The sequence below is a fragment of the Arcicella sp. LKC2W genome (genome assembly GCF_034931005.1).
Taxonomy (GTDB): Bacteria; Bacteroidota; Bacteroidia; order Cytophagales; family Spirosomataceae; genus Arcicella.
Window position 1 is genome coordinate 460579 of sequence record NZ_JAYGIN010000001.1, and the last position, 16147, is coordinate 476725.

The 16147-nt window shown below is 38.1% G+C and carries 1 protein-coding gene; it reads right to left on the reverse strand.

Going from position 1 to position 16147, the window contains the following annotated elements:
* Window positions 1-225: 225 nt before the first annotated feature.
* A complete protein-coding gene (locus VB796_RS01685; RefSeq protein WP_323344773.1) occupies window positions 226-15756 on the reverse strand; it encodes an SdrD B-like domain-containing protein in 15531 nt (5176 codons plus the stop codon).
* Window positions 15757-16147: the final 391 nt, after the last annotated feature.

Sequence of the window (16147 nt, forward strand, 5' to 3'; positions counted from 1 at the left end):
ACTTCTGGCGGGAAAAAGATGAGATTTTTTGTTTCGATAAAAGAATTTTTGCGGTTCTTTATTTTTGGCACGCTATCGAAACTATTTGATAAGTATATATTCACAAAAGGTATGCCAAAATTGATGTTTAGTGAAAATAAGTAAGGAGTAGTTCGTTGTTTGGGGCATAAAAAAATAAACCTCAGCCCTTTCGAGCTGAGGTTATTTTATTAACAATCAAGTTTTCTATTTTCTAACCTTTTTAATTTCAAAAGGAACACAAATCTCATCTTTACAATTATCAGGAATTGGTGTAAATCCTGCATCATTGTATTTGCTATTACGTCCTAAATCTGTTTCTGGTAAATTCGTATTAATATTGATAATACCTGTTCTACCGTCCGCTGGATTTGCATCGCTGTCTTTCGTATCGTCACCTACATTTGGTGTTGTATAAGTTGTTCCAGTTGGTTTATTAAACTGAACTTGGTAGTTAGCAGATGTCAAGTTATTGAACTTATAATTTCCTTGAGAATCCGTCACTACTGAATCAGCTTTCACATAAACACCTGGGGTTGTCTCTTTGTACAAGTAAACCTTCACGCCTGAACGGTCAACATCACCTGTATTTTGAGTTCCACTCTTATCGTTATCATCAAATGTTTTACCTGCAATTGAGCCTAAATTGATAGTCAAACCTGCATCTACCGAACGATTATCTCTCGCTGCATTTCCTAATGGGAATGACGTATCAATTGTAACTGCATCAGTCAAACCAGTAGTTGCATTAGGATTGCTATCCAACCCTGAGGTTGGCGTTGCTCCTTTCACTGTGAAGTTGGTATCTTTTGGTGCTACAAATTGAACTTTATACGAACCTGATAATAAACTATCAAATAAGTATTTACCATTTGCATCAGTTACAGTCGAATCTAATTTAGCTCCTGTTGTTCCATTTATCAAATAAACTTTTACCCCTTTCACGGCTGGCTCGCCAGTTGTTTGTAAACCATCTTTGTTCACATCAAACCATACATAATCTCCGAGCGAACCTACTGGTACGAAACCTGCATCAACATTTGGATTGTTGCGTAACGTATCACTTGGCAATAATGCTGTATTGATATTCACAACCTGACTCCATCCTAATTTATTTGCATCGCTATCCATCAAGTCATTTCCGATATTCTGTTTCGCTGGAATTGTTCCTACTGGAGCAACAAATTTCACTTTATAAGAACCCGTTAATAAACTATCGAATAAATACTTACCGTTGGCATCCGTTATTGCTGAATCAAGTTTAACCGTTCCTGCTCCGTTGTATAGATAAACTTTCACACCTGGAATTGGCAACTCACTTGGTACTTGGATACCGTCATTATTTACATCAGTCCAAACAAAATCTCCAATTGAACCGTACTGTGGTTTAACTCCTGCATCAACATCTCTGTTATTTCTTGCAGGGTCACCAATTGGTTTGGTTGTATCAATCACAACAGGGTCAGATTTTCCAGTTGTTGTATTTACATCACTGTCCGTCGATTCAACACCTACATTTTGTGTTACAAAATCAACACCCGCTGGCTTCACAAATTGAACACTATAAGTTCCTGCGACTAAACTGTCAAACAAATATTTACCACTTGCATCCGTTACTGTTGAATCAATTTTAACTCCTGCTCCATTCAATAAGTAAACTTTAACACCTGCTACTGGAGTGTCTCCTGCGGTCTGAGTATTTGAGTTGTCTTTATCGTTGAATACATAATCTCCAATTGAACCTACTGGTACAAAACCTGCATCTATTTGTGGATTGTTTCTCAAAGTATCAGTTGCTAATAAAGCCGTGTTGATATTCACCACTTGACTAAATCCTAACTTGTTGGCATCTGAATCTGTTACGTCTGCTCCTGTATTTTGTTTCGATGGAATTGTTCCTGTTGGAGCTACAAATTGTACTTTGTATCCGCCTGTCAATAAGCTATCGAACAAATATTTACCTGTCGCATCCGTTACCGTACTGTCTAACTTCGTGGTGCCTGTGGCATCGTATAAGTAAACTTTTACACCTGCAATTGGCAATTCTCCTGCGGTTTGTTGTCCGTCATTATTTTGGTCTGTCCAAACATAATCACCGATTGAACCGTAAGCTGGAACAATACCTGCATCAACTGTCGTATTATCTCTGCCAACGTTGCCTAATGGTAAAGTCGTGTCGATTGTTACGGCATCCGTTGTGCCATCAGGGTTGATATTGCTATCTTTTACGGTATCTGCACCTGCTGTTTTAGCCGTTGCTTCACTGCCCGATGGAATTACAAATTGTACTTTGTAAGTGCCTGCTAATAAGCTATCAAATAAGTATTTACCTGTCGCATCCGTTAATGTTGAATCTAATTTTACGCCTGCATTGTCGGTCAAGTAAACTTTAATTCCTGCTATTGGCGTGTCGGTTGCTTCTTGTGTGCCGTTTCCATTCTTATCTGCAAATACATAATCTCCTAAACTTCCTACTGGTACGAAACCTGCATCTATTTGTGGATTGTTACGTAGTGTATCAGTCGTTGGTTTTGTTGTATCAATGTTGATAACTTGACTGAATCCTAATTTATTCGCATCTGAATCTGTTACATCTGCTCCTGTATTTTGTTTCGATGGAATTGTTCCTGTTGGTGCTACAAATTGTACTTTGTATCCACCTGTCAATAAACTATCGAATAAATATTTACCTGTTGCATCAGTTACCGTACTGTCTAATTTCGTTGTTCCCGTGGCATCGTATAAGTAAACTTTTACACCTGCTATTGGCAATTCTCCTGCCGATTGTTGTCCGTCATTGTTTTGGTCTGTCCAAACATAATCACCGATTGAACCGTAAGCTGGGACGATACCTGCATCAACTGTTGGGTTATCTCTGCCAACGTTGCCTAATGGTAAAGTCGTGTCGATTGTTACGGCATCCGTTGTGCCATCAGGGTTGATATTGCTATCTTTTGCGGTATCTGCTCCTGCTGTTTTAGTCGTCGCTTCGCTACCCGATGGAATTACAAATTGGACTTTATAAGTGCCTGCTAATAAGCTATCAAATAGATATTTACCTGTCGCATCCGTTAATGTTGAATCTAATTTAACTCCTGCATTGTCAGTCAAGTAAACTTTAATTCCTGCTATTGGCGTATCGGTTGCTTCTTGTGTACCATTGCCATTCTTATCTGCAAATACATAATCGCCTAAACTTCCTACTGGTACGAAACCTGCATCTATTTGTGGATTGTTACGTAGTGTATCAGTCGTTGGTTTTGTCGTATCAATATTGACAACCTGACTAAATCCTAATTTATTAGCATCTGAATCTGTTACATCTGCTCCTGTATTTTGTTTCGAGGCTATTGTTCCTGTTGGTGCTACAAATTGTACTTTGTATCCACCTGTTAACAAACTATCGAATAAATACTTTCCTGTTGCATCAGTTACCGTACTGTCTAATTTCGTAGTTCCCGTTGCATCGTATAAGTAAACTTTTACACCTGCTATTGGTAATTCTCCTGCGGTTTGTTGTCCGTCATTGTTTTGGTCTGTCCAAACATAATCACCAATTGAACCGTATTGTGGAATTCCTTTCAAGCCTGCATCTACCGTTGTGTTATCTCTGCCTACATTACCTAATGGTTGTGTCGTGTCAATTACTACTGGCGATGATGTGCCTGTTGTTGCATTCACATCACTGTCTTTCGTTGGGTCACCGCCTTGTGTTGGTGTTACGAAATTCATACCTGTTGGTTTCACAAATTGAACACTATAAGTTCCTGCTACTAAACTGTCAAACAAATATTTACCACTTGCATCAGTTACTGTTGAATCAATTTTAACTCCTGCTCCGTTCAATAAGTAAACTTTAACACCTGCTACTGGAGTATCTCCTGCGGTCTGAGTATTTGAGTTGTCTTTATCATTGAATACATAATCTCCAATTGAACCTACTGGTACAAATCCTGCATCTATTTGTGGATTGTTACGTAATGTATCAGTCGCTAATAAAGCTGTGTTGATATTCACCACTTGACTGAATCCTAATTTATTCGCATCTGAATCTGTTACATCTGCTCCTGTATTTTGTTTAGCAGGAATTGTTCCTGTTGGAGCTACAAATTGTACTTTGTATCCACCTGTCAATAAACTATCGAATAAATACTTTCCTGTTGCATCAGTTACCGTACTGTCTAATTTCGTGGTGCCTGTTGCATCGTATAAGTAAACTTTTACACCTGCTATCGGTAATTCTCCTGCCGATTGTTGTCCGTCATTATTTTGGTCTGTCCAAACATAATCACCGATTGAACCGTAAGCAGGAACGATACCTGCATCAACTGTCGTATTATCTCTGCCAACGTTGCCTAATGGTAAAGTTGTGTCGATTGTTACGGCATCCGTTGTGCCATCAGGGTTGATATTGCTATCTTTTGTAATATCACCGCCTGCGGTTTTGGTCGTTGCTTCGCTACCCGATGGAATTACAAATTGTACTTTGTAAGTGCCTGCTAATAAGCTATCAAATAGATATTTACCTGTCGCATCCGTTAATGTTGAATCTAATTTAACTCCTGCATTATCGGTCAAGTAAACTTTAATTCCTGCTATTGGCGTATCGGTTGCTTCTTGTGTACCGTTTCCATTTTTATCTGCAAATACATAATCTCCTAAACTTCCTACTGGTACGAAACCTGCATCTATTTGTGGATTGTTTCTTAAAGTATCAGTCGTTGGTTTTGTCGTATCAATGATAATATTTTGACTGAATCCTAACTTGTTGGCATCTGAATCTGTTACGTCTGCTCCTGTATTTTGTTTCGATGGAATTGTTCCTGTTGGAGCTACAAATTGTACTTTATATCCACCTGTCAATAAACTATCGAATAAATATTTACCTGTCGCATCTGTTACTGTACTGTCTAATTTCGTGGTGCCTGTGGCATCGTATAAGTAAACTTTTACACCTGCAATTGGGTTTTCTCCTGCGGTTTGTTGTCCGTCATTGTTTTGGTCTGTCCAAACATAATCACCGATTGAACCGTAAGCTGGTACAATACCCGCATCAACTGTTGGGTTATCTCTGCCAACGTTGCCTAATGGTAAAGTCGTGTCGATTGTTACGGCATCCGTTGTGCCATCAGGGTTGATATTGCTATCTTTTGCGGTATCTGCTCCTGCTGTTTTAGCCGTTGCTTCACTGCCCGATGGAATTACAAATTGTACTTTGTAAGTGCCTGCTAATAAGCTATCAAATAAGTATTTACCTGTCGCATCCGTTAATGTTGAGTCTAATTTAACTCCTGCATTGTCGGTCAAGTAAACTTTAATTCCTGCTATTGGCGTATCGGTTGCTTCTTGCGTGCCATTGCCATTTTTATCTGCAAATACATAATCTCCTAAACTTCCTACTGGTACGAAACCTGCATCTATTTGTGGATTGTTACGTAGTGTATCAGTCGTTGGTTTTGTTGTATCAATGTTGATAACTTGACTGAATCCTAATTTATTCGCATCTGAATCTGTTACGTCTGCTCCTGTATTTTGTTTCGATGGAATTGTACCTGTTGGGGCTACAAATTGTACTTTGTATCCACCTGTCAATAAACTATCGAATAAATACTTTCCTGTTGCATCTGTTACTGTACTGTCTAACTTCGTTGTTCCCGTGGCATCGTATAAGTAAACTTTTACACCTGCTATTGGTAATTCTCCTGCTGATTGTTGTCCGTCATTGTTTTGGTCTGTCCAAACATAATCACCAATTGAACCGTAAGCTGGAACGATACCTGCATCTATCGTTGGATTATCTCTACCTACATTGCCTAATGGTAAAGTCGTGTCGATTGTTACGGCATCCGTTGTGCCATCAGGGTTGATATTGCTATCTTTTGCGGTATCTGCTCCTGCTGTTTTAGCCGTTGCTTCGCTACCCGCTGGAATCACAAATTGTACTTTGTAAGTGCCTGCTAATAAGCTATCAAATAAGTATTTACCTATCGCATCCGTTAATGTTGAATCTAATTTAACTCCTGCATTGTCGGTCAAGTAAACTTTAATTCCTGCTATTGGCGTATCGGTTACTTCTTGTGTACCGTTTCCATTTTTATCTGCAAATACATAATCGCCTAAACTTCCTACTGGTACAAATCCTGCATCTATTTGTGGATTGTTACGTAGTGTATCAGTCGTTGGTTTTGTCGTATCAATGATAATATTTTGACTGAATCCTAACTTGTTGGCATCTGAATCTGTTACGTCTGCTCCTGTATTTTGTTTCGATGGAATTGTTCCTGTTGGAGCTACAAATTGTACTTTGTATCCACCTGTCAATAAACTATCGAATAAATATTTACCTGTTGCATCTGTTACCGTACTGTCTAACTTCGTGGTGCCTGTGGCATCGTATAAGTAAACTTTTACACCTGCAATTGGTAATTCTCCTGCTGATTGTTGTCCGTCATTGTTTTGGTCTGTCCAAACATAATCACCGATTGAACCGTAAGCTGGAACGATACCTGCATCTATCGTTGGATTATCTCTACCTACATTGCCTAATGGTAAGGTAGTGTCGATTGTTACGGCATCCGTTGTGCCATCAGGGTTGATATTGCTATCTTTTGTGGTATCACCTCCTGCGGTTTTGGTCGTCGCTTCACTGCCCGATGGAATCACAAATTGTACTTTGTATGTTCCTGCTAATAAGCTATCAAATAAGTATTTACCTGTCGCATCCGTTAATGTTGAATCTAATTTAACTCCTGCATTGTCGGTCAAGTAAACTTTAATTCCTGCTATTGGCGTATCGGTCGCTTCTTGTGTACCGTTTCCATTTTTATCTGCAAATACATAATCGCCTAAACTTCCTACTGGTACGAAACCTGCATCTATTTGCGGATTGTTTCTTAAAGTATCAGTCGTTGGTTTTGTTGTATCAATGTTGATAACTTGACTGAATCCTAATTTATTTGCATCTGAATCTGTTACATCTGCTCCTGTATTTTGTTTCGATGGAATTGTTCCTGTTGGTGCTACAAATTGTACTTTGTATCCACCTGTCAATAAACTATCGAATAAATACTTTCCTGTCGCATCTGTTACCGTACTGTCTAACTTCGTGGTGCCTGTGGCATCGTATAAGTAAACTTTTACGCCTGCAATTGGCAATTCTCCTGCCGATTGTTGTCCGTCATTGTTTTGGTCTGTCCAAACATAATCACCGATTGAACCGTAAGCAGGAACGATACCTGCATCAACTGTTGGGTTATCTCTGCCAACGTTGCCTAATGGTAAAGTTGTATCAATTACTACCGCATCCGTCGTTCCGTCAGGATTGATATTGCTATCTTTTGTAATATCACCTCCTGCGGTTTTGGTCGTTGCTTCACTGCCCGATGGAATTACAAATTGTACTTTGTATGTTCCTGCTAATAAGCTATCAAATAAGTATTTACCTGTTGCATCCGTTAATGTTGAATCTAATTTAACTCCTGCATTGTCGGTCAAGTAAACTTTAATTCCTGCTATTGGCGTATCGGTTGCTTCTTGTGTACCGTTTCCATTTTTATCTGCAAATACATAATCGCCTAAACTTCCTACTGGTACGAAACCTGCATCTATTTGTGGATTATTTCTTAAAGTATCAGTCGCTAATAAAGCTGTGTTGATATTCACTACTTGACTGAATCCTAATTTATTCGCATCTGAATCTGTTACGTCTGCTCCTGTATTTTGTTTCGATGGAATTGTTCCTGTTGGTGCTACAAATTGTACTTTGTATCCACCTGTCAATAAACTATCGAATGAATACTTTCCTGTTGCATCAGTTACCGTACTGTCTAACTTCGTTGTTCCCGTTGCATCGTATAAGTAAACTTTTACACCTGCAATTGGTAACTCTCCTGCCGATTGTTGTCCGTCATTGTTTTGGTCTGTCCAAACATAATCACCGATTGAGCCATAAGCTGGAACGATACCTGCATCAACTGTCGTATTATCTCTTCCAACGTTGCCTAATGGTAAAGTCGTGTCGATTGTTACGGCATCCGTTGTGCCATCAGGGTTGATATTGCTATCTTTTGCGGTATCTGCTCCTGCGGTTTTAGCCGTTGCTTCACTGCCCGATGGAATTACAAATTGTACTTTGTATGTTCCTGCTAATAAGCTATCAAATAAGTATTTACCTGTCGCATCCGTTATCGTTGAGTCTAATTTTACGCCTGCATTATCAGTCAAGTAAACTTTAATTCCTGCTATTGGCGTGTCGGTTGCTTCTTGTGTACCATTGCCATTCTTATCTGCAAATACATAATCTCCTAAACTTCCTACTGGTACAAATCCTGCATCTATTTGTGGATTGTTACGTAGTGTATCAGTCGTTGGTTTTGTCGTATCAATATTGACAACCTGACTAAATCCTAATTTATTCGCATCTGAATCTGTTACGTCTGCTCCTGTATTTTGTTTCGAGGCTATTGTTCCTGTTGGTGCTACAAATTGAACAAGGTAACTTCCATCTAATAGACTATCAAATAAATATTTACCGTTGGTATCTGTCACTGCACTATCCAATTTTGTACTACCAGTACCATCATATAAATAAACTGTTACACCTGCAATTGGTAATTCTCCTGCCGATTGTTGTCCGTCATTGTTTTGGTCTGTCCAAACATAATCACCGATTGAACCGTATTGTGGAATAATACCTGCATCAATCGTTAAATTATTTCTTAGCAAATCTGTTGAAGGCTTAGTCGTATCAATCGTAACTAAACCACTCGTTCCATTTGTTCCTGCATCGCTATCTATTGTGGCATCTCCACCTGTATTTGGCGGGGTAAAGTCCTTCCCTATTGGCTCAACAAATTGAACTTTATAAGTACCTGTTAATAAACTGTCGAACAAATATTTACCATTAATATCAGTAATTGCTGAATCTAATTTTGCTCCTGTTGTTCCGTCTAATAAATAAACTTTAACTCCTGCTACTGGCGTTTCCCCACCATCTTGTTTTCCGTTGATATTATTATCGTTCCAAACATAATCACCGATTGAACCATAACAAGCATCTTTAATAATTACTGGACAACAATTTCCTACTTGACAATTGGTACCATTTGTTGTTCCTGTATAAGTATAAGAACCTGCATCTGAAACAGTTATTGAAGCATTACCAGCCTCAGCTGTTAATTCAACACCATCTTTAAACCATTTAATACTTGATAAAGAATCTGGCGTTGTTAAGGTAACTGAATGACCGTCAGCTTTACATAAATCAATTGGTACAGTTACACAGGCATACGAAATGTCATCTTCTGCGGGGTGTAAATTTCCTGCTTGAGAATCAATATCTAATTTGTCCATGTAATCTACGTATGCCTGATTACATAATAAACCTGTTGCTCCTGCCTTAATTGTGGCTGTTACCGTTAAAGTTGCAGAATCACCTTTGGCTAAGGCAATACCCGACCAAAGTCCAGTTGAAACATCAAAACTACCTTTTGTTGAAGTTGATGCCGTAATTAAAAACGATGACGAAATTTGGTCTTTTACAATTACTGTGGTGGTTTGTGATGTTGTATCTTTCCGAGAAACAACTACATTAAAGGTTATGCTATCGCCAACTTTTCGTTCACAAACACCAACGACCGTCTTTTTCAAGGCAACGTCAACTCTACAATCTTCTTCATCAATAAATACGGTAATTGAATCTTTACAACCTTTAGCATCTGTCACTACTAATTTGTAATTGCCAGTTACTAAATTAGTTACATTGGCGGTTGCTTCTGAGTTTGACCAACTATATGAATATGGAGCAACACCACCTGTTACGTTTGTATTGATGCTTCCTTTATTACCATTTGAACATAAACCATCCGTTTTAGTAAAGGCAATGTGTAATGAATCTGGTTGAACAAGTGTATCTTTTACCGTTGTAACACATCCGTTTGCATCAGTTAAAACCAATTCATAAATACCTGCTCTTAAGTTTCTCAAAGTATCAAGTCCATCATAAGCTGGATTATGAACTCCATCAACATTCCATTTGATGTTTATTGGAGGAGTTCCTCCACCAATTTTAACATAAACTTCGCCTTTACTTTGGTCGAAACAAATGTTGTCTTTTTGAGATTGAGCTACATTTATTTTTATCGGTTGCGTTACACTAATTGTTTGTGCTTTAAAACATCCATTTGCATCAATCACTTTTAAGGTATATGTACCTGCGGTTAAACCTGTTACAGATGGATTATTTGAAAAGAACAATCCTGAAGTGCTTGAGCCATTATACCATTCATAGGTATAAGGTGCTTTCCCGCCCGACAACATACTGCTTAAACCACCGTCAGTTCCTGCATTACAGGTAACATTCATGGTTGATAATGACAAATTCAATGAATCTGGTTGCGTTAATACTAATGTTGTATCTGCTGTACATCCGCCTGCATCAGTTACCGTAATTTGATAAGAACCTGCTGCAACATTTGAAATGGAAGAGGTTGTTGCTCCATTACTCCACAAATAAGTATAAGGAGAAGTACCACCAGATACTGCTGTTGAAATAGAGCCTCCGCCATTGCTACATAAAGCATTTGTTGGAGTTGCTTGCAATACGATTTTTGACGAAACTGTCAGAGCAACAAAAGCAGTATCAGCACATAGTGAATCTCCATTACGAGCAATCACTGCGTAGTATCTTGTTTGACCTGCTGCTGGTAAAGTTGATGGCGTATAGGTTGAATCAACCGCACCTGCAATTTTTGTTGTGAAAGCAGAAGTTGTATCCGTTAGTGGTCCATACCATTGTTGAGATGAAACATATCCTATCACCGTTTTTCTGGTAAATGCACTTGCTGTACCTGTACCACAAACTGTTTGTTTTTTAGGCGTGGCAGTGATGACAGGTTTACAAGTGAATCCAAAGTCATAAGTATGATTTGAACCACTTAAAGGAGTTGTCACTGCAATTACTGGATAACCATTCAGAGCAGAAGGAATACCTACAACTCCAGAAGTTTGTCCATCGCTATCATTTTGGTCGTTTCCATTACTTTGTGTGCTATTGGCTACTGTTAAATTTAACTTAGCCGAACCAGAAGAAAGCATAGATTTTGTTTTATCAAAACTACTATCCTCTTTTCCAACCACTACAAAATAATCTGTATTGGCTTGTGGCCCTAAAATATTTGGTTTCGTTGTACCTAAGGTATCAACTACATTTGCTGCATTGAAATAATAGGTTCCATTAGCATCAGTAGTTGTCTGAGCAACCAAATTTCCTAATTTATCATATAAACTTACCGAAACATTCGCCAATGGATTTTCACATGGGTCTTGAACGCCATCATTATCTAAATCAAGCCATAATCTATTTCCAATTTCAATAGGCTGAATATTACATAATAACTCAACATCACCTAAACCAGCTCCTTTATTAAATGTACCTTCACTTCCTGTTGCAGGTGTGTAATAAAGTTCAAAAGCTTTTAGCGTTTGACCAGTTGTGTTGCTGGCACGTCTATAACCTGCCGACTCAAATCTTGATGGGTCAATACTCGTATAAACTACTTCATTTGAACCTGCCAAGATAGCTAAACCTCCTAAAGAAGTATTTTGGTGACTTGGGAAGTTATCCGCATAATATTCTCCATTTCCTGGACCTTGAAAATTATAACCTGCACCACCTCCATCAAGTGTTGAGCCTTGATTTTCAAGTACAAATGTTCCATTATTATTATATACTCTTAAAACATCTCCACCATTTACTCCCGTAACTAATACTGAAGGATTATCTATAATTGGTTGTTTCCCACCCATCATGTGAGCCCCTCTATCAGCAAAGCCTAAAACCATTGAACCATCTACATCGAATTCAATATCTGAAAGTAAAGGTTGTGGAAAACAACGACCATTGAATGAAGGTCCTTGTGTGACTGCTACTTTGGCTGGGTCATCACTCCAAGGAATCCAAAACTGACACCCAGAATTATGGACTGCACCTCTACGATAATCTAAAGGGAAAGTATTTACGGCTGTTGACCAACTCGAACTTGTAAAATCATAAGCATAAACAGTTGCCTTAACATCTGATAATAAACCACTTACCGAACCATCGCAAACCACGCCTACAAATAGTTTCCCTTCATGATATTTCAATCCGAATGGACGACTTTCTCCACCTGTACAGCCAGTATTTGGAAAGTCTGGAAGAGTTACAATATTGCCTGCCGTTGGTTTTACTCCAGTTGTATTATAAGCTGTTAAATCAATTTTAACGATTTTCTTAGTTGCCAAACTTACTGTAAACAATGAATTATAATCATCTGAAATATCAATATCACCTAAACCAACCTTTCCAGTGGCATACCAACCGATTGAGTCCATCGTTGCTATATTAGATGCACCTGTCAATCCACGAGTAGTATTTGAGGCAACCGTTCCGACATTTACACCTAAAGCTGCTAAATCAAGGAAATCGCTTTTAGTTGGTGGCGTTACTGATGGATCACCACCTGAGTAATCAATAACATAAATTCCTCCTGCACCCAATGTACCAAGTCCTGTATGGCGTTTAACCCAAGCAGAAGTAAATAGTTTTTGAGTCAATTTGTTGTATGAGATACCCCAAGTAGAACCCATATCACTATATTTTACATCGTGATTAACACCAGATACAAAATCGTATTTTGTAGTAACCAAAGCATCATTAGCTCCTCCATTTGTTGGAAAACCTACTGCTAATGGATTTCCGACAACATAACAAACTGTGGCTAAATTTGGATTTTGCTGACAGTATTCATTAGGGTTATTAACTCCTAAATCCACACTACAATCAGGTGCAGTCACAAACTGAGTAGTTGTTGCATTATCAGTACCACTTTGTGAAGGTTTGTAAGGTGCTGGAATAGCTCCAAATTCAACTCTTACTTTACCTGATGGCATTCCTGCAAAAGAATAATTACCGAAGGCATCAGTAACAGTTGTTCCTAACAATACACCATTACAATCAAACACTTTTACAGGAATACCTGCTAAACCAACCTCAAGGGTATCTTTCGTACCTGTATTATTAAAATCTCTAAATACATTACCACCTATTTCTCCAGCTGCTGCATTACATGGTTTTGGAATTGGACAAATTGTTGGAGGCAATACAAAAGAAGTATCTTTAAAGCAACCACTTCTATCTAATCCTGCAAAAACACGAATCCAAACTTTGGTAGAATCTGTATTTTTATTAGGTAATGGCAATGTAAAATTAGTAGCGGCATAAGCATAAGAAGGTCCTCCATAAGACGTACCACCAAATGACAAGCCTATTTTATCTGCTCCTACTGGCGATACAGTAAGTGAAGCATTATTATTAATCACTCCGTTTGTACAAGTTGCTTTAGTAAAACTGAACGTTAAACTTGGTTTTGTACAAGCAACAAGTCCAAAGTCATAAGTATGATTATTTTCTCCCCAAGTACCTGTAACAATGTTGATTGTAGGAATATTACTTGACAAAAAAGCATCATTATTGGCTAAACTCGAACCCGTATTTGTTCCTGATGTTTCACCTGGTGCAACCGTAATATCTGTTAATGATAACCCACTAACCGAAGCATTTGTACCTAAGTTTACCAATCTAATTCGATATGAAGTATTTGGTAAAACGTCTGGGTCTGTGGTAGAAGAGAAAATATAATTTCCGTTCGCATCTGTTACCGTTGTATCAACTGCAACACCTGAACTATTGTATAATACCAAAGTTACACCCACCAAAGCAGATTCGCCTGGGTCTTGAATACCATCTTTATCAGTATCTTTCCAAACTCTATTTCCAATTTCGATTGGAGCAAGATTACATAATAATTCAACGTCTCCTAAAGCCGAACCTTTCCCAAAGTTAGAAACACCCGTATTAGCAACAATTGTATAATTACGAGTTTCATTACCTGTGTTATAGTTCAACCATCTGACTCCCATTGAGTTGAAAGCATTAGGGTCAAAAGAGATTGCAGTAATTTCATTACTACCTGGTAAAACCGCTAAACCACCTAAAGCTGTTTCTGGGTGAGTTGCATCTGAACCGATATAATAATCTTTATAAAAAAACTCACCTCCACCAGCAGGGCCATCATTTAATTCTTGTCCTGATTGTGCTGCCGCAGAAACTGCTGGAGTTGTAAAATTGTCATTTTCGTTTGGTCCTTCAAAAACAAAACCTGTTGGTGTTTTTGAAGCCAACAAAATATCTCCATGACTTACTGCACTACGCAAAACGGTTGATGAAGTAGGAATATAATTTGACCAGCCTTGTTGATGAGCAAATCTATCTATAAAACCTAATACCATATCGCCATTTGGTAAAAACTCTATGTCGGATAATATAGGCTGAGGAGCTCCAGTGAAGAGACCATTTATACCTGTTTTGAAATCTACATTAGTAGAGTTTACTGCATCGCCAAAAGTTGTTGGGTCTGTGTAAGTGTCAATCCATCTTTGCCAGTTATCTGATTCGAGGGCATCAAAGGTAGGAGCAGGTGTAAAAGGCACCCATGACTGTTCTCTATTATAATTTAAAGGAACACTTGTTACTTCAGTAAAAGTAGTAGGATTGGCAAGGTCAAAAGAATAAACGTAAGCCTTCTGATTTACACTCATATCAACAGTTGACAAACCTGCACCATCACAAACAGTTCCTAAATAACCTTTGTCTTTATAAATTTTCAATCCAAAAGGACGCATTGTTCCATTTGGACAAGTACCGATTCCAGATATAAATGGAGCGGTTGTGCCATTGATAAAAAATCTTTTAATTTTAGCAGAAGCTAAAGTTGTTGGAATCGTTGCGGTATGAACATTTGAAGAAATATCAATAGATATTAGAGAACGCTCATTTAAGTTTACCGCCCAAAGGGTATTTCTCAGTTGGTCAATATCAATATCACCATAACCAACTTTACCCACTTTAGCATAAGCATCGGCATCTCTTGAAGCCTGCGTTCTATCTGCTGACAAATCATTAACACCCGTTCCACTACCAGAAGCGATTAGGTTTCTGGTAACACTTCCAAATGAAATTGCTGAACCACCATTAGATGGAACAACACCTTCTAAATCAAAACCTCCAACTAATGAAGGAGTTGCAGTTGAATAATTAACAACATATATACCATCCAAGCCTCTATCTCCTAAACCTGCTTGTCTTTTTAGAAATGCACTGAAGTAACTTAGCTTTGTTTTTTTGTCATAAGCTACCCCCCAAATAGACCCCATATTATCGGCAGTGCTACTGGTTGGGTAAGTATTTGTTCCAGAGCCAGTAGCTGTATAGTTTATACCAACAACAACTGGATTTGTATTTCCAGCACCTGAACCATTATCATAACAAACAGTTACCAATTTTGGATTGGCTGTATTACAATAATCTTCAGGACAATTTATTCCTAAGGATGCAGTAGTAGTTGGTGCTGTCACAAACTGTACTGAAGTTTTACTATTTGTTCCAGCTGGCCCTTCATAGATACCCACAGGAAAATTAGTAAATTCAACTCTTAAACTTCCGCTTGCCCCTGCGATAGTATATGAACCATCAGCAGCAGTAGTGGCCGTTCCGACTGATGCACCTGCTGCATTATAAGCCGTAACAATAACCCCTGCAATTCCTGGTTCAGTAAAAGCGGCAGATGTTTCTTGAGTCGCATTGGCATTAAAGTCTTTAAAGACCTTTCCTGCTACTTGTGCGTGTACGGTATTACTCATCAAATTGAGCAATACGAGAATCAAAATTGAACTCACATAGTGAATTAATTTATTTTTTCTATTGTAAAAATAAAAGTGGAATAAATCCTTAATCTGATTAGATAGGATTTTAAAGATGAGTAATAAGCAGGAAACTGCAAACGACCCTTTGGTTAGGGTTTGATTCGTATAATCTTTCTTCATGGCGGTTGGAAAGAATTGTATTTAAAAAATGATAAGTCAGTTAAAATTGTGACTCTTTTGTTAATAGACAAATAGCATACCAAAATTTTCCATATACTACTCGATGAAATCAAAAAATCTGCAAATACTTTATTTTAAAGCATTTACAATCAAAATAAATCGTATCAAAACTTTATAAAAATCATATAACGTGCAAAAAATAAGATAT

Bases quoted from the DNA above. Each gene is read 5' to 3' on its own strand.
- VB796_RS01685 (WP_323344773.1), bottom strand. From the start codon at position 15,756: ATGAGTAATACCGTACACGCACAAGTAGCAGGAAAGGTCTTTAAAGAC.